Annotated in this window: 18 protein-coding genes and 1 other annotated feature; of the genes, 7 read left to right on the top strand and 11 right to left on the bottom strand. The window is 52.0% G+C overall.

The window, feature by feature from the left end; translation table 11 throughout:
- From thrA to J1781_RS14150, 3 genes are all read right to left on the bottom strand, one after another.
- On the bottom strand, positions 1 to 2,460 hold the full coding sequence (gene thrA, locus J1781_RS14160; protein ID WP_129953258.1) for a bifunctional aspartate kinase/homoserine dehydrogenase I: 2,460 nt from the start codon (positions 2,458 to 2,460) through the stop codon (positions 1 to 3).
- 34 nt (positions 2,461 to 2,494) lie between these two features.
- Positions 2,495 to 2,611, bottom strand: a sequence feature (Thr leader region).
- Complete coding sequence (thrL, locus tag J1781_RS14155) at positions 2,550 to 2,618, bottom strand: thr operon leader peptide (protein ID WP_071823645.1); 69 nt, start codon at positions 2,616 to 2,618, stop codon at positions 2,550 to 2,552. (Overlaps the previous feature by 62 nt.)
- 215 nt (positions 2,619 to 2,833) lie before the next feature.
- Entirely contained in the window at positions 2,834 to 3,520 is a 687-nt protein-coding gene (locus J1781_RS14150) for a tRNA/rRNA methyltransferase (RefSeq protein WP_129953259.1), read from the bottom strand.
- Between the two features lie 665 nt (positions 3,521 to 4,185).
- Here J1781_RS14150 and arcA point away from each other — a divergent pair.
- On the top strand, positions 4,186 to 4,902 hold the full coding sequence (gene arcA / locus J1781_RS14145) for a two-component system response regulator ArcA (protein WP_013577079.1): 717 nt from the start codon (positions 4,186 to 4,188) through the stop codon (positions 4,900 to 4,902).
- Between the two features lie 91 nt (positions 4,903 to 4,993).
- Here arcA and creA read toward each other — a convergent pair whose 3' ends face one another.
- The gene (gene creA, locus J1781_RS14140; RefSeq protein WP_129991297.1) at positions 4,994 to 5,476 is read right to left on the bottom strand and encodes a protein CreA; all 483 of its coding nucleotides are present in this window, start codon (positions 5,474 to 5,476) and stop codon (positions 4,994 to 4,996) included.
- Positions 5,477 to 5,684: 208 nt separating this feature from the next.
- On the opposite strand from creA, the gene robA reads away from it, so the two are divergent.
- The gene (gene robA, locus J1781_RS14135) at positions 5,685 to 6,548 is read left to right on the top strand and encodes an MDR efflux pump AcrAB transcriptional activator RobA (RefSeq protein WP_129953261.1); all 864 of its coding nucleotides are present in this window, start codon (positions 5,685 to 5,687) and stop codon (positions 6,546 to 6,548) included.
- Positions 6,549 to 6,560: 12 nt separating this feature from the next.
- Here robA and gpmB read toward each other — a convergent pair whose 3' ends face one another.
- Positions 6,561 to 7,208 carry a 2,3-diphosphoglycerate-dependent phosphoglycerate mutase GpmB gene (gene gpmB, locus J1781_RS14130; protein ID WP_129953262.1) on the bottom strand — a complete coding sequence of 216 codons (648 nt, stop codon included), beginning with the start codon at positions 7,206 to 7,208 and terminating at the stop codon, positions 6,561 to 6,563.
- Between the two features lie 51 nt (positions 7,209 to 7,259).
- Between gpmB and yjjX the strand changes: the two genes are divergently transcribed.
- The gene (gene yjjX, locus J1781_RS14125; protein WP_047609789.1) at positions 7,260 to 7,793 is read left to right on the top strand and encodes an inosine/xanthosine triphosphatase; all 534 of its coding nucleotides are present in this window, start codon (positions 7,260 to 7,262) and stop codon (positions 7,791 to 7,793) included.
- Positions 7,794 to 7,815: 22 nt separating this feature from the next.
- Here yjjX and trpR read toward each other — a convergent pair whose 3' ends face one another.
- Positions 7,816 to 8,151: a trp operon repressor gene (trpR, locus tag J1781_RS14120; RefSeq protein WP_129953263.1), complete on the bottom strand. Its 336-nt coding sequence runs from the start codon at positions 8,149 to 8,151 to the stop codon at positions 7,816 to 7,818.
- A 56-nt stretch (positions 8,152 to 8,207) separates the two neighbouring features.
- Complete coding sequence (sltY, locus tag J1781_RS14115) at positions 8,208 to 10,136, bottom strand: murein transglycosylase (RefSeq protein WP_129953264.1); 1,929 nt, start codon at positions 10,134 to 10,136, stop codon at positions 8,208 to 8,210.
- A gap of 584 nt (positions 10,137 to 10,720) precedes the next feature.
- Between sltY and J1781_RS14110 the strand changes: the two genes are divergently transcribed.
- The 3 genes from J1781_RS14110 to ettA all read left to right on the top strand — a co-directional run bounded on the left by J1781_RS14110 (position 10,721) and on the right by ettA (position 16,344).
- Positions 10,721 to 13,459, top strand: coding sequence for a cation-transporting P-type ATPase (locus J1781_RS14110; RefSeq protein ID WP_217233779.1), 2,739 nt, complete (start codon positions 10,721 to 10,723; stop codon positions 13,457 to 13,459).
- A 333-nt stretch (positions 13,460 to 13,792) separates the two neighbouring features.
- Positions 13,793 to 14,473: a transcriptional regulator RcsA gene (gene rcsA, locus J1781_RS14105; RefSeq protein ID WP_129953266.1), complete on the top strand. Its 681-nt coding sequence runs from the start codon at positions 13,793 to 13,795 to the stop codon at positions 14,471 to 14,473.
- A gap of 203 nt (positions 14,474 to 14,676) precedes the next feature.
- Positions 14,677 to 16,344, top strand: coding sequence for an energy-dependent translational throttle protein EttA (ettA, locus tag J1781_RS14100; protein ID WP_129991294.1), 1,668 nt, complete (start codon positions 14,677 to 14,679; stop codon positions 16,342 to 16,344).
- Between the two features lie 63 nt (positions 16,345 to 16,407).
- Here the strand turns inward: ettA and J1781_RS14095 are convergent, their stop codons facing one another.
- Complete coding sequence (locus J1781_RS14095; protein WP_129953268.1) at positions 16,408 to 17,316, bottom strand: LysR family transcriptional regulator; 909 nt, start codon at positions 17,314 to 17,316, stop codon at positions 16,408 to 16,410.
- A gap of 100 nt (positions 17,317 to 17,416) precedes the next feature.
- Here J1781_RS14095 and J1781_RS14090 point away from each other — a divergent pair, with 100 nt between their 5' ends.
- Positions 17,417 to 18,418, top strand: coding sequence for a zinc-binding alcohol dehydrogenase family protein (locus J1781_RS14090; RefSeq protein WP_129953269.1), 1,002 nt, complete (start codon positions 17,417 to 17,419; stop codon positions 18,416 to 18,418).
- A 118-nt stretch (positions 18,419 to 18,536) separates the two neighbouring features.
- On the opposite strand, the gene nadR is transcribed toward J1781_RS14090, so the two are convergent.
- The 3 genes from nadR to serB all read right to left on the bottom strand — a co-directional run bounded on the left by nadR (position 18,537) and on the right by serB (position 22,368).
- Positions 18,537 to 19,796, bottom strand: a complete 1,260-nt coding sequence (nadR, locus tag J1781_RS14085; protein ID WP_129953270.1) for a multifunctional transcriptional regulator/nicotinamide-nucleotide adenylyltransferase/ribosylnicotinamide kinase NadR — start codon at positions 19,794 to 19,796, stop codon at positions 18,537 to 18,539.
- Positions 19,797 to 19,868: 72 nt separating this feature from the next.
- A complete protein-coding gene (gene radA / locus J1781_RS14080; RefSeq protein WP_129953271.1) occupies positions 19,869 to 21,251 on the bottom strand; it encodes a DNA repair protein RadA in 1,383 nt (460 codons plus the stop codon).
- A 151-nt stretch (positions 21,252 to 21,402) separates the two neighbouring features.
- A complete protein-coding gene (serB, locus tag J1781_RS14075) occupies positions 21,403 to 22,368 on the bottom strand; it encodes a phosphoserine phosphatase (RefSeq protein ID WP_129991293.1) in 966 nt (321 codons plus the stop codon).
- Positions 22,369 to 22,474 lie beyond the last annotated feature (106 nt).

The raw sequence follows: 22,474 nt of genomic DNA, 5'->3' as shown, positions 1-22,474 counted from the left end.
TTAAACTCCTAACTTCCATGACAGCGTTCTCAAAAGATCGGCAAACACACCTGCCGCCGTCACATCATTACCCGCACCGTAGCCACGCAGAACTAACGGCAACGGCTGATAATAGCGGCTGTAAAACGCCAGCGCATTCTCCCCATTTTTTACTTTATAAAGCGGGTCATTGCCATCGACAGCATCGATTTTTACTTTGCACTGCCCGTCTTCGATAGCACCAACATAGCGCAATACTTTACCTGCGGCGGTGGCCTGCGCAACACGCTGCGCAAATTCGGCATCCAGTTCCGGCAGTCGCGCCACAAATTCATTCACATTGCCTTCTGAATTGAAGGACGGTGGTAAAACAGATTCCACATCGATATCCGTCAGTTCCAGTTTGTAACCGGCTTCACGCGCCAGAATCAGCAACTTACGGGCGACGTCCATACCGGAAAGATCGTCGCGCGGATCCGGTTCGGTATAGCCCATATCCCGCGCCTGCAAGGTCGCAGCAGACAATGACATGCCTTCATCCAGTTTGCCGAAGATATATGACAGCGAGCCGGATAAAATACCGGTGAAACGCACCAGCTCATCCCCTGCGTTCAGCAGGTTTTGCAGGTTTTCAATTACCGGCAAACCTGCGCCGACATTGGTGTCGTAGAGAAATTTACGGCGTGAACCATCCGCCGCCTTACGCAACTGATAGTAATAATTCATTGATGAGGTATTGGCTTTTTTATTCGGCGTTACAACGTGGAAGCCGTCAGCCAGGAAATCGGCGTACTGATCAGCCACTTCCTGACTGGAAGTACAGTCCACAATCACCGGATTCAGCAGGTGGTACTCTTTCACCAGACGGATCAGACGGCCAAGATTCAGCGACTCTTTCGCTGCACCCAGCTCATCACGCCAGGTTTCCAGCGCAATACCGTGCACGTTGGTCAGCAATGCGCGGGAGTTAGCGATACCGCAAACACGCAGATCGATGTGTTTGGTTTTCAGCCACGCCTGCTGACGGCGGATCTGTTCAATCAACGCCCCGCCCACACCGCCGACGCCGATCAGGAAAACTTCAATGACCTGATCTGTGTTGAACAGCATCTGGTGACTGACCCGTACGCCGGTGGTCGCATCGTCGTTATTGACCACAACGGAGATGGAGCGCTCGGAAGACCCCTGGGCGATGGCCACGATATTGATATTAGCGCGCGCCAGTGCCGAGAAGAATTTCGCCGAGATGCCGCGCAGGGTACGCATGCCGTCACCGACTACCGAAATGACCGCCAGTTTTTCCATCACATCCAGCGGCTCAAGCAGACCGTCTTTCAGCTCGAGATAAAACTCATCTTCCAGCGCTTTACGGGCGCGCTCCAGCTCGCTCTGCGGCACACAGAAGCTGATGCTGTATTCGGAAGAAGACTGGGTGATCAGCACCACGGAAATACCCGAACGGGACATCACCGCAAACACGCGTGCTGCCATGCCGATCATCCCTTTCATCCCCGGACCGGAAACGTTGATCATTGCCATGTTGTTGAGATTGGTGATGCCTTTCACCGGTGTATTATCATCCAGGCTTTCGCTGCCAATCAGAGTACCCGGTGCCTGGGGGTTGGTGGTGTTTTTAATCAGGCAGGGGATCTGGAACTGAGCAATGGGTAAGATGGTACGCGGGTGAAGCACTTTCGCACCAAAGTACGACAGCTCCATCGCTTCCTGATAAGACATTGATTTCAGTAAGCGGGCATCCGGGACAGTGCGCGGGTCACAGGTATATACACCGTCAACATCTGTCCAGATTTCACAGCAGTCAGCGCGTAAACAGGCGGCCAGCACGGCAGCTGAATAATCGGAACCGTTACGTCCCAGCACCACCAGCTCGCCCTGCTCGTTACCGGCAGTGAAACCGGCCATCAGCACGATATGACCGGCTGGAATAGCGCTGGCGGCGATACGGCGGGTGGATTCATTGATGTCCACGGTTGATTCGAGGTAATGCCCCTGAGCGAGCAGTTTTTCGACCGGGTTAATGACGGTGACGCCAAAGCCTTTGGCAACAAACACTGCTTCCATAATGGCGATTGAGAGCTTCTCGCCACGACAAATGATGGAGGCATTTACGCTGTCCGGGCATTGTCCCAGCAGCGTAATACCGTGCATCAGCTGTTTAAGCTGAGCGAATTCCTGATCGACAAACGCTTTCACTTTCGGCAAATCAAAGCCCGGCTGCACTGCCGCCAGACCGGTGATCAGCTGACCAAAAATGTTTTCCGCATCACTCATGATGGTCTGAATGTCCTGCCCTGCGACAGTCCGTTCAATCATAGCGACCAGATAGTTGGTGATTTTGGCAGGCGCGGATAATACCGTCGCGACCTGTCCCTGACGCGCATTGCTTTCCATAATTTCCGCAACCCGCATGAAGCGTTCTGCGTTTGCTACCGAGGTCCCGCCAAATTTCAACACTCGCATTTCTGGTTCTCTCCTGAAGCTCTCGTTTAAATGTAAAAAAAAAGCCCGCACTGGTTAGGTGCGGGCTTTTTTTCTTTTTCCTGTACGCGTCAGCCCGCCCCGTTACCTGTGGTATCGGTGGTGGTAATAATTGTTGTGTTCAGGCTGATGATTCGCATTTTTATTTTCTGTCTGTCTTTGGTTTGTACTCTGTCTGCCTCTATTAGCTAAAGCATAAGGCACAATAAGTCAATTTTTTTCTGTTTTCGTCCGGTTAATCACGGACAGAATCAAATGGATAATTCTCTGCCTTTAAAACCATTTCCAGTGTGATCGGTAACTCTGTTCTCATTGCACCGGATATAGAACTGTAGCGGCAAGGATTCACCTCACATCATTGGGTCAGCTTTTTTTCGATGTCATGCAGCAATGTATGCAACATTGCCGCATCGCGCTGTTGCAAAAGACCGAGGCGCTGATGCAGCCAGTCGGACAATTTCTGGTCATCTTCTGCCCCGACATTTTCCAGTAAACGTCCGACCCGCGCACGCAATGCCGATAACTGTCCGGCTTCGGCATGTGCTGGTTTCACGGACGTTATCTGATTCAGCGAAGAGAGCTGATAACAGAACACCATGACTGCCTGCCCCAGATTCAGCGAAGGATAATCCGCTACCATCGGTACGCCGGTCAGCACGTCAGCCAGTTCCAGTTCTTCATTGGTCAGCCCGGAATCCTCACGGCCAAACACCAACGCGGCATGATTCACCCACTGGCTTTTCTCTTCAAGCTGCCCCTGTAATTCCTGAGGTGTACAGTAATAGTGAAATTTGGCCCGGCTGCGGGCCGTCGTCGCCACCGTAAAATCGATGTCAGCCAGCGCTTCTGCCAGCGTGCTGAAATGCAGGGCATTTTGCAGGATTTCCTGCGAGCCATGCGCCACCCAGCCGGCTTCAGGCTGCAGATGTGCGCCACTGTCTACAATACGCAAGGAAGCAAAGCCCATGGTTTTCATTGCGCGGGCTGCCGCACCGACATTTTCCGGGCGGGCCGGTGACACTAAAATAATATGAAGTTGCATATCACGCCTTTGTAGGAAGAGAGAACAATTTGTCGCCTGTATTTCAGCGATGAAATTTTACCCTGTTTCAGATCTATTCATCGTTTATATTCTTCACAAGAACTTAACAGCCGACTTGATATATTCCTTTATTTTATCGGAAAAGCTTAATCGACAGGGAAAAAAGCGGCTGGTCAGGATAAGCATACGAAGTTAAAAAATTAGTCATTATTTTTCATATGGATATATAATAAGGATACATACAGATTTTGCATTTATCTTTGTTTCTTCATCATTTGCTGAATCGTGTACAATAAAGGGCGAAATGTGACTCAAGCGTGCATTCTTGTAAGTGTTTTTCACTGTTCTGTTACCGTGCTACAATTGAACTTGATATATGTCAACAAACCGTAATTTTGTTGGGTGGTAATTTCGGCACTGGCTGTTATATTGCTGTTAATAGGGTTAGGATATGCGCCGCTTTAGGACCCCGTGGAACTGCAGAAAGTGGAATCCCTGACCGAGCTTGCGATGTTGTTGCCGTTGATGGAAATTGCATCGAGAACGCGTTTACGTACTTTAGTCATGTAACGAGTGAGATGGCCAATAAGGCATCAAAATTCATTGGGATAACAAGGACTTCTGTACTCCTATTTTCTATTTGTTGGCAATCTTAGGTAGCAATCATGCAGACCCCTCACATTCTGATCGTCGAAGACGAGTTAGTGACACGTAATACGTTAAAGAGCATTTTTGAAGCAGAAGGCTACATGGTTCATGAAGCCAATGATGGCGCTGAAATGCACCACATTCTCTCCGAAAATGACATCAATCTGGTTATCATGGACATCAACCTGCCAGGCAAAAATGGCCTGCTGCTGGCACGCGAACTGCGCGAACAAGCCAGCGTTGCTTTGATGTTCCTGACCGGCCGCGACAACGAAGTAGATAAAATTTTGGGTCTGGAAATCGGCGCTGATGACTACATCACCAAGCCATTCAACCCGCGTGAACTGACCATCCGCGCACGCAATCTGCTGTCCCGTACGATGAACCTGGGTACTACCGGTGAAGAACGTCGTCTGGTTGAAAGCTACAAATTCAATGGCTGGGAACTCGATATTAACAGCCGTTCACTGATTAGCCCGCAGGGCGAACAGTACAAATTACCGCGCAGTGAATTCCGCGCCATGCTGCATTTCTGTGAAAACCCAGGCAAAATCCAGACCCGTGGCGACTTGCTGAAGAAAATGACCGGCCGCGAGCTGAAACCTCATGACCGTACTGTTGACGTGACGATCCGCCGCATTCGTAAGCATTTCGAAGCAACGCCGGATACGCCGGAAATCATCGCCACCATCCATGGTGAAGGCTACCGTTTCTGCGGTGACCTGGAAGACTGATACAGAAGGTTGCCAACCGCTCTGTAGTCAATGTGATAAAACGTTAAAGGCCAGCGAAAGCTGGCCTTTTGATTGGGATCCCCACTGAAACTCAGGGTTCAGTGTGTCCCCACGGAATGATCGGCACCGCACTGAGTGCGTTTTTCGGTGACCCGTCCACGACTTTATCGGAATAGCTCAGGTAGATAAGCGCATTGCGTTTGTCATCATAAAAACGCACAACCTGAAGCTTTTTAAACACCAGAGAAGTCCGTTTCTGGAAAACCACGGTGCCTTTGTCTTTCCCCTGCTTAATCTTATCGCTGAGATCAATAGGTCCTACCTGCTGGCAGGAAATCGCCGCATCGGACGTATCTTCGGCCAGACCGAGTCCGCCCTTAATTCCGCCGGTTTTGGCACGACTGATATAACAAGTTACATTTTTAATATCAGGATCATCAAAGGCCTCAACCACAATTTTATGGTCCGGACCGAATAACTTGAAGACTGTATCCACCGATCCTACTTGCTCTGCGTGTGCTGCTCCGGAACAAAAAACAAACATCCCAAACACAAAAATCCAACATTTATTCATTAAGTTACTCCACATCATTAGCATGACGTTGTTTTCTAAAGAAACCCTAATCAGAAAGCGTGCATTCACACTTTTTGAAGGAAATACTCTGTAACACCTGTGAATAGCACAGATAGCCAAAAAATTCTTAAGAAGTCTTATCGGGAAAAAGTTGCTATTATGCCGCCCATCATTCTGTGCATCTATCTTAGTTCAACGAGGACGATCTATGGATCAAGCAGGAATCATTCGTGACCTTCTTAGCTGGTTAGAAACCCATTTAGACCAGCCCTTGTCACTCGACAACGTCGCAGCCAAGGCCGGCTATTCCAAGTGGCACCTGCAGCGCATGTTTAAAGACGTCACTAATAATGCCATTGGCGCTTATATTCGTGCCCGCCGTCTGTCGAAAGCGGCTGTTGCTTTGCGCCTCACCAGTCGCCCGATTTTAGATATCGCCCTTCAGTACCGTTTTGACTCTCAACAAACGTTTACCCGGGCTTTCAAAAAACAGTTCGCACAGACGCCAGCACTGTATCGTCGTGCTGAAGACTGGCATTCATTTGGTATTTGCCCGCCTATCCGCCTGGGTGCATTCACACTGCCGCAACCCGAATATATCTCCCTGCCGGAACAGCATCTGATCGGCATGACGCAAAGCTATTCATGTACGCTGGAGCAAATCACCACGTACCGCAACGAGATGCGTCGACATTTCTGGCGTCAATATATTGGCGAAGCGAAAACGCTGCCACCTATTCTTTATGGCCTGCACCATTCTCGTCCAAGCCAGGAGAAAGATGATGAGCAGGAAGTCTTGTACACAACAGCGCTGGAAGCTCAGCACCTGCCTGAAAACGTTGAAGGTCAGCCGATTGTGTTACAGCACGGTGAATATGCCATGTTCCACTACGATGGCACACCGGAGCATCTGCAGGAGTTTATTCTGACGTTGTACAGCACCTGTCTGCCAACGTTGAAACTGACTCGCAGAAAGGGACAGGATATCGAACGCTTTTACACCAATGGCCGTGATCCAGGCACCGAGCCAACTGAAATACGGTGTGATTACCTGATCCCAATCCGCCGCTAACGCCTCCCGGCGTTAGCGTTGCAACTCGTCTAGCGCGGGCAGATCAAGATGTGATACATCGCCCGCCGTTTCCACAATCCAGCCATTTGCCAGCCATGCGCTTTGCTGATGATCGACACGCGACAATGAACAGTTACGCAGACGCAGGCGACGTTCCGCATACGCCGGCAATCCGAGGATCGTACTGATCAGACAGCCCAGCGCAATACCGTGGCTGACCAGCAGCGGCTTGCTTCCCGCCGGTAAATCCAGACAGCTGTCAAGCGCGGCACGCATACGCACGGCCAGTTCAGTCATCGTTTCACCTTCGGGGATACGCCCTTTTGGTGAACCATCGACCATTTGCTTACGCCATGTTTCTTCCTGCTCCGTCAGGCCATCCAGAATACGTTCTTCCAGCACGCCCATATGCAGTTCGCGCAAACGGGGCTCCTCGATCACTTCACACCCACAGGCATCAGCAATAATCTGCGCCGTGTGGCGGGTTCGTCCTAAATCACTGGTGATAACGTGAGTGATCCCTTCATTACGTACGCGCTGAGCAACCTGACGGGCCTGATAAAGACCTTTGGCCGTCAGCGGACTGTCTGACTGCCCCTGAATACGGCGGGCGGCGTTCCATTCTGTTTCGCCATGACGGACGAGATATACCTGTAACATGAGTGTTTTCCGTTATACTGCGTGAAATTTGCTAAAGGATGCTAAAACTCTATGTATCATGTTGTCGCTGCAACCACTAACCCGGCAAAAATCAAAGCGATCGCCATGGCTTTTGAAGATATTTTCGGCGCTGAGGCATTTCGCATTGAAGGTGTTGACGTCGACAGTGGCGTACCCAATCAACCTATCGGCAGTAATGAAACCCGGACCGGAGCGCGCCATCGTGTTATCGGCGCACGTCAGGTTCGTCCCGAAGCTGACTTCTGGGTCGGCGTAGAAGCGGGTATCGAAGACAATATGACCTTCGCCTGGATGGTCATTGAGAATATGCACCAGCGCGGCGAATCACGTTCAGCCAGTTTAATGTTACCTGAAATCATTTTACAGGGGATTAACCAGGGCAGCGAACTGGGGGATGAAATGGAAAAACTGACGGGCATTGCAGAAGTGAAGCGCAAAGGCGGCGCCATCGGCATTTTTACCGCCGGAAAACTGACACGTACCAGCGTTTATCATCAGGCGCTGGTGCTGGCTTTAGCACCTTTCCATAATCCGGTTTATCAAACCCGCGCACAGACCCATTGAATTTAAGATTGATACGGGCGCTTTAGTCGCCCGTTTTGTCTTCAAGCAGTTGCCCGCTCAACCAATCCTTTAGCGCTGACGGTGCCGTTTTTAACCCATTCGATCCCCGGGTTATCGTGGCGATACCGGCGCCCAGCTGGCTTTTCAGCTCACGCTGACTCATCTCCCCCCGCATCAGCTCCTGAATTATACGTACCCGCGTTCCCAGCGCGGCGCGCTCGTCGGGTGTCAGAAGCAGTTGCAGCAGATCCTGATGCAGATTTTCAGCAAAAGATTGCTGTAGCAGTGCCAGAAAGCACTGCCAGTCCTCATTACCTTGTTGGGAAAGAGCAGGGTCAGTGATGGATCGTTGAGTCATGAGCGGGCTGCCATACTATTAAACTAGTACAGCAGCTTATCATAAACACTTCGGGATCAGTAACGCCTCTGCCATTCGGCATCCGTCAAAATCTTGGCCGGTTGATGTAAAAAATAGCGATAAAACGCATCATATGCCAACACATTTTTAACATACCGGCGAGTTTCAGAGAAAGGGATACTCTCAATGAACGCGACCGAATCCACCCTGCCCGCGCTGTTGCCCAGCCAGGTATTCACACGGGAAGGCCCGGCGTTATAAGCGGCGCTGGATAAAATACGGTTGCGACCAAACATCTGATAGACATATTCCAGATAGCGGGTGCCAATCGTGATATTCATTTGCGGATCCAGCAACTGTGCCGGATTGCTGTAACCCTGCAGGCCAAACATGTCCACAGTATGTTGCGCGGTGGCAGGCATCACCTGCATCAGACCGGCGGCTCCCACCGGTGAACGGGCTTTCGGATTCCACGCACTTTCCTGACGGGCAATCGCCATCGCGTAGCTTTGTGTGATGCCTTTGTCGTTGGTGGCCTGACGGAATTCATCCGGCCACGCCAGCGGGAAACGCTCTTCCAGATAATCCCACAGCTTGCCGGTAATGGTCGCCTGTACACTGAGATCGGGCCATTTCTGCTCGAAAGCGTAACGTGCCAGTGCCGACTGCTGAGATTCAGGGCGGCTGCTGACCAGATAGCTCCACTCGGTCCGCGCCAGGTTGTCCATCTGCCAGTACATCAGCTCACGGACGCGGGCAACTTCCGGCAATTTAGCAATGCTGGCATCCGGTTTTACCGCGACAGAAATTTGCATCGGATAAGCCACATTGAGCTTCTGTGCTGCGGCCATCGGATAGAATCCGCGTCCCTTCATTAAGGTGCGCAGCATGGCCTCACCCTGCGGGCGCTGACCGTTATCGATCATGACTGACGCACGCCAGTATTGCCATTCATCTTCCTGAAGCGCATCCGATGGCAGACGATCCAGCCACTGCCTCAGCCCCTGACGATCGCCGGCGGCCAGCGCCATACGAATGCGACGCTCCACCAGTGTGGTGGAATGGCTGCGCAGAATGACGTTATCGCGCCATGCAGCCTGTTCCGGTGTGGCGTCGCTGCCCATATAGCGCCAGGCGACGGCTTCTTCCAGATCCAGACGTTCACTGTCACTCATCTTTTGCAGACGCGCGAGAACCGGGATCATCGAACGGGCATTTTCAGCATCATCACGGGCGATACGCGCAAACGTAACGCTGGTGGCATTACGGGTAAAATCAGTCGGCCCGACGCTGCGCGCAAAACTTTCAAGAGTATTCGGGTTATTTTGCAAATCCAGCAGCGCATCGCGCATAGTCTGATAATCCGGCGGTAATTGCTTTGCCAGGAAGTTCACCAGATTAGTATTGCCGGTTTTCATCGCCAGACCGATGCGTTGTAGCGTGGTCAGTGCGGTCTGGTTACCTGCGCCCTGCCAGACGGAAAACAGCTTATCGCAGGTGTTCGGCAATGAAGTGCCGGTAAGCCAGATATCTTTTGCGCCATCAAAGGCCGTTTTCTGATCGCCGGTGGCCCATTTGGCATAATAGTAGTTACAGCGGGCGGCAACCGGTTTCGGCGGCTGCGGGCTGAAAGACAACAAGCTGTTCCAGTCCTGACGGCGCGCCAGTTCGTTTACAAAACGTGCTGGCAGGGAACGCGCCGGAGGCAACGTCGGATTAGCCTTCACAAAGGCATTCACCTGCGCCGGAGTCGCATCGCCCAGCTCCTGCGTCAGTTGCCGGTATTCCAGATAAGGATAAAGGGGATAATCTTTCAGCGTTGGCATCAGTTCACTGACAACATCCATCTGATTATTATCCCACGCCTGTTTAATCTGCATATAGTGCTGGCGTTGCGCGTCCAGCGAGTCAGCTTTCGCCACGCCCGATACTGTTATCAGCAACACACTCATCGCCAGAGAGTGCCATTTGTCCACCTTGACCATACTTACCTTTATCCTCACGGGTTGTGCCGAACTGTTTTGCATTCTGTAGACAGCCACTACGCTAATCGATTCATTTTTAAAATTGAAGCGATGCAGGAACAGCATCACAAACTTTACACAGTGTGGTGCAAGCGACGGAGAGTTACCAGACAGCGGCAGATCTATTTTCTGTCACAGAATATCAGGCGGGAATAATTCCTCACCACAAGATATCCGTAATTAATTAGCGGGTATTATCCTGTAAAACCCCAATAGATAGCACCCTTACAGTTTCAAGTTAAATAAACGCACTGACAAAACTAAGATTTACTTACCGTAATTTACGCGGGTATTTAATTTTTAAACAAACCCTAAATAAAAGGTAATTAATACCGAAAATCCCAACCCTATTATCTGATTGTTTTTAAATATAAAAATTATTAACAGCCATGCAAAAAAACTATTTATTGGCTCAGATCAAATTTATCCGGAGATAATTAATTATGATCGCACCCTATGTAAAATTGATTTTTTGATATTCGCTATTTCTTCTTATGAAAGTGAAATATGAATAGCGGCTCAGCTCATCGCTTATGGAAAAGTAAATGACTCACTCAACTTCATCAGTAAAAACTAATGCCAGCCCTTCTTCTTCTGCCGCGACGGAAAACACAAACTGGTATCAGATTAGTGGTAACGACGCCATGCAGCGTCTGGGAACCGGCGAGAATGGCCTGACCCGGCATGATGCCAGCGAACGCCTGAAAGAGTACGGCCCCAATGCCCTGCCGGAAAAAGCGGCTAAAAGCGCCCTGATGCGTTTTCTGGCGCACTTCAATGATGTCCTGATTTATATCCTGCTTGCGGCGGCTATTGTGACAGGTGCCATGGGGCACTGGGTCGATACGCTGGTCATTCTGGGCGTAGCCGTCATCAATGCGCTGATTGGTTTTTTGCAGGAAAACAGCGCTGAAAAATCCCTGAAAAGCATTCAGAATATGCTGTCAAGTCAGGCAGTTGTCATGCGTGACGGCCAGATACAAACCATCAACGCTGATCAACTGGTGCCTGGCGATATCGTACAGTTGCGCCCCGGTGACAAGATCCCGGCGGACTTGCGTATCATCAGTGCGCATAACCTGCAGGTCGAAGAAGCCATTCTGACGGGCGAATCCACTGTAGTGGTCAAAAACGCACAGGTCATTGACGATGAAGTCATGATCGGCGACCGCCATAACCTGTTGTTCTCCGGCACCATGATCAGTGGCGGTACCGCGACCGGTGTGGTCTGTGCCACCGGTAAAGACACAGAACTGGGTCACATCAACCAAATGATGTCGTCGATCACGCCACAGCGCACCCCGCTGCTGCAGCAAATCGACAAACTGGGCAAAGGCATTTTCGCCCTGATTTTGCTGATGATGGCATTCCTGTTTATTTTCGCCTTCATTCTGCGTGACATGCCGCTGGGCGAACTGTTGCTGTCGCTGATTAGCCTGGCCGTGGCCTCCGTGCCGGAAGGTTTACCGGCCATCATTTCCATCATCCTTTCTCTCGGTGTGCAAACGATGGCACGTAATCACGCCATTATCCGTAAGCTGCCAACGGTCGAAACACTCGGTTCTATGACAGTAATTTGCTCGGATAAAACCGGCACGCTGACCATGAATGAAATGACCGTGAAAGCCGTCATTCTGGCAGACCGCGCTTATCAGGTAGAAGGCGAAAGCTATCAGCCTAAAGGCCGGATTACTGACATGCAAAGCCGCAAGCAGATCGATGTTATCAATACACCTGTACTTAACACTTTCATCACCGCGGTAGATCTATGTAATGACAGCCAATTACTGCAGGACGATAAAGGCCACTGGGGCATAACCGGCGGCCCGACGTCCGGCGCACTGAAAGTGCTGGCGGCTAAATCAAACCTGAATACCGGTAAAGTCGAACCACTGGATAAAATTCCGTTCGATTCTAAACATAAATACATGTCCACCCTGCAACGTATCAATGGCAAAACCCGGTTGTTTGTGACCGGCGCACCGGATGTTCTGTTCTCCTTAGCCTCGCTTGAACTGACCGAAAACGGCGTGCAGCCTTTCCGCCGCGAATACTGGGAAGAAGAGATGGCGCGCTACGCCCGCCAGGGCCTGCGTATGGTTGCTGCGGCACTGAAAGATGAGCCGGAAATCGACGGCGACCTGAACCACAGTCATTTGCAACAGGGCCTGATTTTTGCCGGTATCGCCGGCATGATGGATCCGCCGCGCCCTGAAGCGATTGACGCGATTGCTCAGTGTCAGCAGGCCGGGATCCGCGTGAAGATGATCACCGGTGACCACCAGGAAACCGCGATGGCAATTGGCAAAATGCTGGGGATCGGCAACAGCGCAGACGCGATCACCGGTTACCAGCTCGAACATATGGACGATGCTGAACTGGCTGTGGCCGCCAGCCAGTACGATATTTTCGCCCGTACCAGCCCTGAGCATAAATTACGCCTGGTCAAGGCATTACAGGATAGCGGCGAAGTCGTCGGCATGACCGGCGACGGGGTCAACGATGCACCCGCGCTGAGACAGGCTGACGTCGGCATTGCCATGGGCATTAAAGGCACCGAAGTGACCAAAGAAGCCGCTGATATGGTACTGACCGATGATAACTTCGCGACCATCGCCAGCGCCGTCAGAGAAGGTCGTCGCGTTTACGACAACCTGAAGAAAACCATTCTGTTTATCCTGCCGACCAATCTCGCGCAGGGGCTGCTGATTATCCTGGCGATTCTGGCCGGTGCGGTCATTCCGCTGACGCCGGTTCAGATCTTATGGATGAACATGGCAACATCGACCACGCTGTCCTTCGGTCTGGCCTTTGAGCCAGGCGAGAAAGGCATGATGACCCGCCGCCCGCGCGCACCGGGTCAGCACGTACTCGATCTGCATGCTGTCTGGCGTATTGCCTTCGTGGGCATTCTGATTGCCTGCAGTGCGTTCGTGCTGGAAGCCTGGATGCAACCGCGCGGTTACAGCAGCGATTTGATCCGCACCGTACTGCTGCAGACACTGGTCACCGCGCAGTGGGTGTATATGTTTAACTGCCGCGTGATGGATCGTTTCCCGCTGACGCGTGAAGTGTTTGTTAATAAAGGCTTGTGGGTAGTTTCCGCTGTCCTGCTGCTCCTGCAACTGGCGCTGATTTATCTGCCGGTCATGAACCAGCTGTTCGGCACCGTACCGATGCCGCTGAAATTCTGGGGCATCACGCTGGTAGTTGGCGCGATGATCTTCGTGATTGTCGAAATCGAGAAATGGCTGGTTAACCGCTTCATTCGCCAGAAAGCTTGATGATTTATCCGGATGCCGGGTTACCTTTTGTAGCCCGGCGTTTTACGATAAAAAATGTCATCATTCTGAAACTTTAATATTTTCCGCGCTCAATTCGTCTCAAAGATCTCACAAAACGTCCCAATGCCCGTTTTGCTGATTTACATCAATCCTTTACCGCCTTATTACTCTCGCCAGGGTATCCCTTTTCACAGCAAACGAATATTGCCGGCAACCATCAATTTTTACGGCAGTTTTTACAGGAATGCCCCATCGCTGTAGGACCAGTTTTATAAAAAACGAGCTCTCTGGATGCTTTGCAGCCGAACAGAAGCCAACAAACAGGTAAACACAATGTCATCGATGATTGTAGACAGATGCTATTACACGCAGCTGGCATTGCATTCGTTATTGCAATTAAACGGACAACAGCAGAAAGACATTCTTTCGCTTAAGGATATCGACGAACTGCACGCGACATGCCATTCCCTGACGCCTGAAATCATCTTTGTGAATGAAGATTGCTTTACGTCTGATGCTCAGTCAGGCCACACCCTGCGGGATATGATAGACGCGCATCCCGGTACGCTGTTCTTTGTTTTCATTTCCAAAGAAAACCTGAATTATCAGAGCTATGTGCCGATCCGTAAAAACATCATTATTTTGTCCAAATCCATCCGGACAACCACCATTTATCAGCTGATTGCCCGTAACCTGCTGCTGTCACGCCCGGCAGAAGCGGAACAATTGTTGGATCTCACACCGGTCAGCCTGAGCCGGACTGAATCCAGTATTCTGAAAATGTGGATGTCAGGGCTGAACACAGAAAATATTTCCCAGCACCTGAATATCAAACAAAAAACGGTGGCGTCGCATAAAGGCAATATCAAGCGCAAAGTAAAAACGCAAAATAAACAGGCCATTTATCATGTTGTTAAACTCACCGATATTCTGACAACCGGGATGTTTGTCGGTCGCAACCGGCCACTGCGCCCGTCAGGCGAACCGGATGAATTCAACATTCCGTTTGGCTAATCTCTCCGCCACCTGCTACCCGCCGGCAACATTCTTGCCTTACTGTGAACCTGATGGTTGGGAACCCGGCTGAAACACGCTAAACTTCGCAGTCGGAACCCTTATCAGTCATGCCGCAGTCAGGCGGGGCTGACTTTAATTTGCCGCAGCGCCTGCCCTTCGCAGACAGCGCGCGGCCCGCAGAGAAAGAGGCTCAAAACAACGTGGCTCAATACGTATATTCCATGCATCGCCTCGGCAAAGTTGTTCCGCCGAAGCGTCATATTCTTAAGAACATCTCCCTGAGTTTCTTCCCTGGCGCTAAAATCGGTGTTCTGGGTCTGAACGGTTCGGGTAAATCCACCCTGCTGCGCATCATGGCCGGTATCGATACCGACATCGAAGGTGAAGCACGTCCGCAGCCTGATCTGAAAATCGGTTACCTGCCGCAGGAACCTCAGCTGAACATGGAACACACCGTGCGTGAGTCCGTGGAAGAAGCTGTTTCTGAAGTCGTTGGCGCGTTAAAACGTCTCGATGAAGTGTATGCACTGTACGCTGAGCCGGAAGCGGATTTCGATAAACTGGCGGCTGAACAGGGTAAGCTGGAAGAGATCATCCAGGCACACGATGGCCACAACCTCAACAGCCAGCTGGAACGTGCTGCTGATGCGCTGCGTCTGCCAGACTGGGATGCGAAAGTGGCTAACCTGTCCGGTGGTGAGCGCCGCCGTGTGGCACTTTGCCGCCTGCTGCTCGAAAAACCAGACATGCTGCTGCTCGACGAACCGACCAACCACCTGGATGCGGAATCCGTGGCATGGCTGGAACGCTTCCTGCACGACTTCGAAGGTACCGTAGTGGCAATTACCCACGACCGTTACTTCCTTGATAATGTGGCTGGCTGGATCCTCGAACTTGACCGCGGTGAAGGTATTCCGTGGGAAGGCAACTATTCCACCTGGCTGGAACAAAAAGACGAACGTCTGGCGCAGGAAGCCTCTTCCGAAGCCGCACGCCGTAAATCTATCGAGAAGGAACTGGAGTGGGTTCGTCAGGGCGCGAAAGGCCGTCAGTCTAAAGGCAAGGCCCGTCTGGCACGCTTTGAGGAGCTGAACAGCACCGAATACCAGAAACGTAACGAAACCAACGAACTGTTCATTCCACCGGGTCCCCGCCTGGGCGACAAAGTTGTCGAAGTGAAAAACCTGAGCAAGTCTTACGGTGATCGCGTTCTGATCGACGACCTGTCCTTCTCCGTACCGAAAGGCGCGATCGTCGGGATTATCGGCCCGAACGGCGCCGGTAAATCAACGCTGTTCCGTATGATGTCAGGTCAGGAAGACGCTAACAGCGGCACCATCGAGCTGGGCGATACCGTGAAACTGGCGTCTGTGGATCAGTTCCGTGATTCAATGGATAACAGCAAAACCGTCTGGGAAGAAGTCTCCGGTGGTCAGGACATCATGCGCATCGGCACCACTGAAATGCCAAGCCGCGCCTACGTGGGCCGCTTTAACTTCAAAGGGGTTGATCAGGGCAAACGTGTTGGCGAACTGTCCGGTGGTGAACGTGGCCGTTTGCATCTGGCAAAACTGCTGCAGGTTGGCGGTAACATGTTGCTGCTCGATGAACCGACCAATGACCTCGACATCGAAACCCTGCGTGCACTGGAAAACGCCTTGCTGGAATTCCCGGGCTGCGCGATGGTCATTTCCCATGACCGCTGGTTCCTCGACCGTATCGCGACGCACATCCTCGATTATCAGGATGAAGGCAAAGTCGAGTTCTTCGAAGGTAACTTCACCGAATACGAAGAATACAAAAAACGGACTTTAGGTGCCGATGCGTTGGAACCAAAGCGCATTAAGTACAAAAAGATGATCAAATAATCATCTTCAGCCGAATATCAGGCCCGGAAACGGGCCTTTTTTATGGCGGCAATTCACTCAAATCTATCCCGTCAGCGCCTCGCTGTAGCTTTCTGAAAACCTATATTCTTCCAGCATAAACTCAATAAAACAGACCAGTGCCGGCGAATTCAGCTTTCGTCCCGGATAAACCAGATACAAATCATTCCCTTCTGCTTCCCATTCCGGCAACACGCGCACCAGCGTGCCTTTCGCGACTTCGTCATGGCATAAAAATGCAGGCAGCAATGTGATGCCTGCACCTGCCAGCGCGCACTCCCGCGCATACAGCAGATTGTCGGTGGTATGCGCCGAAGGCAGCAACCAGCGGTGCCAGGTATCGCCGCGATGCAGTACCCACTCAGACCATGCCCGGTGTGCGATGCAGTGATGCGACGCCAGTTGCTGCGGCGAATCCAGGGATGGCTGCTGTGCCAGATACGCTGGCGACGCCAGCAGGTAACGCGGGCTGTGCCCCAGTTCGCGGCCGATCAGCGAGGAATCCTGCGGTTTACCCGTACGCAAGGCGATATCAAACCCTTCCTGCACCAGATCGACCATCGCATCGGACACCGACACCTCCAGCGAAACATCCGGATAACGTTTCTGAAACTCGACGTTCATGCGCGCCAGTAACGTCGCCCCGAGCCCTGCCGGACTGGTGATCCGCAACCGCCCGCTCGGATTATCGCGTAACCGGCGGATGGCCAGCTCCGCCCTTTCGCTGGCCTGCATCATTTCCTGACAGTGGATCAGGTAACGTTCACCGGCAAACGTCAGATTCAGCTGGCGTGTGGTACGGTTAAGCAGGCGCAGTCCGACGGATTTCTCGAGCTGGCTGATACGCTGACTGACGCTGGATTTGGGCAAACCGGCCCGGCCGGCGGCCTGAGTAAAACTGCCACATTCGGCCACCAGCGCAAACAGCGCCATATCCTGTAACTGCTTAAACATGATTGTTCACCTAAGACGAACACTTTGTTAGTTATTGTCCATCTTATCAGCTTCACGGATGCGGGCTAGACTTTGCGTATACCTAACGGAGAGAGAAAACATGACAATTAACGCTATTGCAGTGAACCCGAAAGATCCGGCCCATTTCATCGCCGTCGAATTACCGCAACCCGTCGCGAAAGATTATGACTTGCTGGTGGAAGTGAAAGCCGTGTCGGTCAATCCGGTCGATACTAAAGTACACAAAGGCGTGCAGAAAAGCGGTCTGGATGCACCGAAAGTGCTGGGCTGGGATGCCAGCGGCATTGTTAAATCCGTGGGCAGCGCGGTGAAAAATTTCAAACCCGGCGATGAAGTCTGGTACGCCGGAGATATCACCCGTTCCGGAAGTAACGCGGCTGAACATCTCATCGACTCACGCATTGTGTCCCTCAAACCGCAAAGCCTGAACTGGGCTGAAGCCGCCGCCATGCCGCTGACCACACTGACCGCCTGGGAGGCGTTGTTCGAGCATCTGAAAATTCAGGACGCATCTGCGGATAAAACGCTGCTGATCATCGGCGGAGCCGGTGGCGTAGGTTCGCTTGCGATCCCGTTCGCGTCACTGCGCAGCAACGTGAAAGTCATTGCCACCGCTTCGCGCCCGGAATCAGCAAAATGGTGTCTGGATCGCGGTGCCGATCTGACCGTAAATTACAAAGATCTGAAAGGTGAACTGGCGAAACACGACATCAGGCAGGTAGATTTTATTCTGTGTCTGAACGATACCGACGGCCATTGGGAGACAATCGCTGATCTGATCGCGCCAATGGGTCATATCTGTACCATCGTTGAAAACGAACATCCGCTGGATATGAATAAACTGAAGCTGAAAAGTGCCGCCCTGCACTGGGAGCTGATGTACACCCGCAGTATGTTTACCACGCCGGATATTGCCGAACAGGGCGAAATTCTCAAACGCGTCGCCGCGCTGGTTGACGAAGGGAAAGTCCGGACCACCCTGAGCGACACCCTGCATGGCCTGACCGTGGAAAGCATCGAAGCCGCGCATGCCAAAGTACTCGACGGCCATATGCAGGGTAAAGTGGTCGTCGCTTTCTAAGTCCGCTGTGGCCTTATATGCAAAGCCCCGCATTTTCATGACGGGGCTTTTTCATTCATGTGTTTTCGTTCACATGTGAACGCTATGTATGCCCGCAGCTCTGCTTGCTGATTTTTGATCAGCGTACAGGGGGTTCATTTAACCGGCTGGTGTCCGCCGCCAGCATGTTCTGCACCAGTTCCACACATTCGAGAAAACGCTGATCATAATCTGATGATTCCACGTGAACATATTCCACCTGGTTCTGCCTGAGCATTTCAATTAACAGATTTTGAAAAGACATCCGGTCAGACGTACTGCCCAGACTACGCAGGCCATCCGCAACCCACGGTGTATTGTTTTCCAGCAAAATAACCAGATCAAACCGGTATTCATCCATCAGCGCCTGCACAAACGGATGCTCACGCCCTTCATATTTTTTACAGAAGGCTTGGGTGGTCAGGAAGTCGGTATCAATAAACGCCACTTTATTGGCATATTTTACTGCAAAATCAATGTACTGCGCCTGCCCGAGTGCAATTTTGTCATAATCGGAATATTGCAGCGCCATTTCATCGCCACCGAGGTGCGAGAACACATAATCGCGGCCATATTCCCACGCGCTGGTCGTGTTGAAGATATTGGCTAATTTATTCACCAGCGTCGATTTCCCGCTGGATTCGCCGCCCAGAATCGCCACCGTGCGTACGAAAAACGGTTTAACTTCAGTCGGAATATAATCCCAGTAACGGAACGGATCCTGACGGATCTGACGGCCACTGATATTCATAAACGAACGTTTCGGGTCGATCAGCACCGTTTCAATGCCGAGATGTTCCCGGTACTGTGGCGCATCAGCTTCTTCGCTGGAATAAATAGTATTCGGTTCAATGCCTTTCTGATCCATAAACTCTTTAATGCCACGCCCCCAGACATCCCAGCCGTGCGGATACGGCTCCATCCCCTCTTCGTTAAAGGCATGAATGCGGATGTTTTTCTGATACTTGAAGGTCTGCAATAACCAGCGCAGGCGGTCGCTGACCGTGGGTTGCTGAGACATTGAGCTGTTCTCAAACAGCTCGCGGTCGCGTGGTTCGTCATAACCCATGATGATATGCAGCTCATCGACCTGACTACAGGCGCGCTGGATCAGATAAATGTGGCCGGTGTGCAGCGGATAAAACTTACCGAACACCACGCCAATATTTTTCTCACGACGGGGAAACTCAAGATCCAGGAAACGGTGCAATGCCTCCAGTTTTTGGGCGCTGGGGCTTTTTATCTTTGCATTCAACAACTGGCTGAGATAACCCTTGGTCATCCCGCTGGCTTCGGCCACCTGTTGCAGCGTGCGTCCCTGTTGTTTTATCGCGGTTTTTAGATAGTCGAACTGTGACATGCCTTGTCCTCAGGTTTTCTGTACTAAACAAAAAATAGCACAAAGGCCCTCAGCAGCGACAGCGGTTAACCGTTACAAATCATCGAGGATCGCCAGCGCATCAGCCAGTTTTTTGACGCCAAATACCTGCATACCGGCGGGCACTTTTTTCGGCACGTTAGCGTACGGCACAATGGCGCGTTTAAAACCGTGTTTCGCCGCTTCAGTTATACGCTCCTGACCGCTTGGCACCGGACGGATTTCCCCCGCCAGCCCGACCTCACCGAACACCACCAAATCCTGCGGCAGCGGACGGTCACGCAGGCTCGATACCAGCGACAGCAACAGCGCCAGGTCGGCACTGGTTTCGGTGACTTTCACGCCACCGACCACGTTAACAAAGACATCCTGATCCGCCATCTGTAAGCCGCCATGACGGTGCAGCACCGCGAGTAATATGGCCAGACGGTTCTGCTCAAGACCGACCGCCACACGACGGGGATTGCCCATCATCGAATGATCGACCAGCGCCTGAACCTCAACCAACAGCGGACGCGTTCCTTCCCATAGCACCATGACGGAGCTGCCGGAGGTAATTTCATCTCCCCGGCTGAGGAAAATTGCCGACGGGTTGCTGACTTCACGCAGCCCCTGTTCGGTCATAGCAAATACGCCCAGTTCGTTCACCGCGCCAAAGCGGTTTTTGTGGCTGCGCAATGTACGGAAACGCGAATCGGCATCACCGTCGAGCAGTACGGAACAGTCAATACAGTGCTCCAGTACTTTGGGCCCCGCCAGTGAACCGTCTTTAGTGACATGACCGACCATGACAATCGCCACGCCGCGCGTTTTAGCGAAACGGGTAAGATACGCCGCCGTTTCACGCACCTGGGCGACCGTACCCGGCGACGACTGAATATCGGCCATATGCATCACCTGAATGGAGTCGATCACCATCAGCTTCGGCTGTTCCGCATCTGCAATCTCACAAATCTGTTCGATGCTGGTTTCCGACAGCATATTCATGTTAGCCGTTGGTAAACCCAGACGATGCGCGCGCATCGCAACCTGTTGCAATGATTCTTCACCCGTAACGTAAAGGGTTTTCATGTTTTCACTGAGATGACACAGAATTTGCAGCAACAGCGTACTTTTACCGGCACCGGGGTTACCGCCAATGAGAATGGCACTGCCCGGTACCACGCCGCCACCTAATACCCGGTCAAACTCTTTAAAACCGGTACTGAAACGCGGAAGTTCATCGAGGCTGATATCCGACAGTTTCTGCACGCGGCTGACCCCGGCATCCCCGGCATAACCGGTCAGACGTTCGTTACGCGCCACCGTAGGGGAAGCGGCCAAACGGATTTCAGTAATGCTGTTCCAGGCCTGACAGGCACTGCACTGCCCTTGCCAGCGCGGATAATCTGCGCCACATTCATTACACACAAATGCACGTTTTGCTGCTTTTGCCACAACTTACCTCTTCAAAATAATAGTGAATACCCTAAATAATTCGAGTTGCATCAAGGCGGCCAGAGCACTCATCCCGATGAGCTGACATACGTCAGTGATTCGGGTGAGTGATTGCAGCTAACGCAGATGCGGCTTGACGTATGACGGGTATTTAAGACTGGCTACCGCTGAGAATACACAACACGCCAAGCAGATCGGCATGTCGGATGCAGACTGAAGCCTGTTCATAAACTTTCGGTTTGGCGTGATAAGCAATACCCATGCCCGCAACCGCCATCATTTTCAGGTCATTCGCCCCATCACCGATAGCCACGGTTTGCGCGTGGGGAATACCCAGTTTTTCTGCCAGTTTCAGCAGAGTATCGGCTTTATATTGCGCGTCAACGATCGGCCCGATCACACGGCCTGTCAGTTTGCCGTCACGGATTTCCAGTTCGTTCGCGGCCACGTCGATCAGATTCAGCTGGTCGCGCAGGTATTCGGCATAATATGTAAAGCCGCCTGAGGCAATCGCCACGTGCCAGCCCGCTTCCTGTAAACGCTGAACCATCACCGTCAGACCCGGCATCAGCGGCAGGGTTTCACGCACCTGCTGTAGAATACTGGCATCCGCATCTTTCAATGTCGCCACGCGCTGACGCAGACTGGCGGAGAAATCCAGCTCGCCGCGCATCGCGCGTTCGGTGACTTCCGCGACCTGCTCACCGACGCCTGCCAGTTTGGCAATTTCATCGATGCATTCAATTTCAATCGCGGTAGAATCCATGTCCATGACCAGCAGGCCTGGCACACGCAGATACGGCACTTTCCCCAGCTGAGCGACATCAAATTCAAAAGATTCGGCGAGAAACTGTGCGTCGGCAGTGAGTGAGCCTGCGAGGCGCACAACCTGATAACCTTCCACTGACCATGCGCTGACAATCACCAGAGCGCGGCCTAACCGGCGCTGGAACAGCGTAATGCTGGTTTTATCAAGTTTTCTACCATACAGAAGCCATCCGGTATGTCCCGCCCGGTAATCCAGCGGCATGACTTCATCACCGCTCAATGAAAGGGGAAGTCCCGGCCATTGGTGGATCTCCGCAGGAAGATCGCAATAGGTCAGACTGTTTGGCATGATGGCTCCTGTAGGGCGTTATGGTATTAGGAAAACAAATATCACTATTTACCCAAAATCATTCGAGTTGCATCAAGGCGGCAACGGAATGAATCTCCGGGAACTG

This window comes from Rahnella perminowiae, assembly GCF_019049695.1.
Taxonomy (GTDB): domain Bacteria; phylum Pseudomonadota; class Gammaproteobacteria; order Enterobacterales; family Enterobacteriaceae; genus Rahnella; species Rahnella perminowiae.
The sequence above is the reverse complement of the archived record's forward strand: the minus strand, read 5'-3'. Positions and strand labels throughout refer to the sequence as shown.

Excerpts from the sequence above, each read along its gene's own strand:
- thrA (WP_129953258.1), bottom strand. The coding sequence starts at position 2,460 with ATGCGAGTGTTGAAATTTGGCGGGACCTCGGTAGCAAACGCAGAACGC.
- J1781_RS14150 (WP_129953259.1), bottom strand. The coding sequence starts at position 3,520 with ATGCAACTTCATATTATTTTAGTGTCACCGGCCCGCCCGGAAAATGTC.
- arcA (WP_013577079.1), top strand. The coding sequence starts at position 4,186 with ATGCAGACCCCTCACATTCTGATCGTCGAAGACGAGTTAGTGACACGT.
- creA (WP_129991297.1), bottom strand. The coding sequence starts at position 5,476 with ATGAATAAATGTTGGATTTTTGTGTTTGGGATGTTTGTTTTTTGTTCC.
- robA (WP_129953261.1), top strand. The coding sequence starts at position 5,685 with ATGGATCAAGCAGGAATCATTCGTGACCTTCTTAGCTGGTTAGAAACC.
- gpmB (WP_129953262.1), bottom strand. The coding sequence starts at position 7,208 with ATGTTACAGGTATATCTCGTCCGTCATGGCGAAACAGAATGGAACGCC.
- yjjX (WP_047609789.1), top strand. The coding sequence starts at position 7,260 with ATGTATCATGTTGTCGCTGCAACCACTAACCCGGCAAAAATCAAAGCG.
- trpR (WP_129953263.1), bottom strand. The coding sequence starts at position 8,151 with ATGACTCAACGATCCATCACTGACCCTGCTCTTTCCCAACAAGGTAAT.
- sltY (WP_129953264.1), bottom strand. The coding sequence starts at position 10,136 with ATGGTCAAGGTGGACAAATGGCACTCTCTGGCGATGAGTGTGTTGCTG.
- J1781_RS14110 (WP_217233779.1), top strand. The coding sequence starts at position 10,721 with ATGACTCACTCAACTTCATCAGTAAAAACTAATGCCAGCCCTTCTTCT.
- rcsA (WP_129953266.1), top strand. The coding sequence starts at position 13,793 with ATGTCATCGATGATTGTAGACAGATGCTATTACACGCAGCTGGCATTG.
- J1781_RS14095 (WP_129953268.1), bottom strand. The coding sequence starts at position 17,316 with ATGTTTAAGCAGTTACAGGATATGGCGCTGTTTGCGCTGGTGGCCGAA.
- J1781_RS14090 (WP_129953269.1), top strand. The coding sequence starts at position 17,417 with ATGACAATTAACGCTATTGCAGTGAACCCGAAAGATCCGGCCCATTTC.
- nadR (WP_129953270.1), bottom strand. The coding sequence starts at position 19,796 with ATGTCACAGTTCGACTATCTAAAAACCGCGATAAAACAACAGGGACGC.
- serB (WP_129991293.1), bottom strand. The coding sequence starts at position 22,368 with ATGCCAAACAGTCTGACCTATTGCGATCTTCCTGCGGAGATCCACCAA.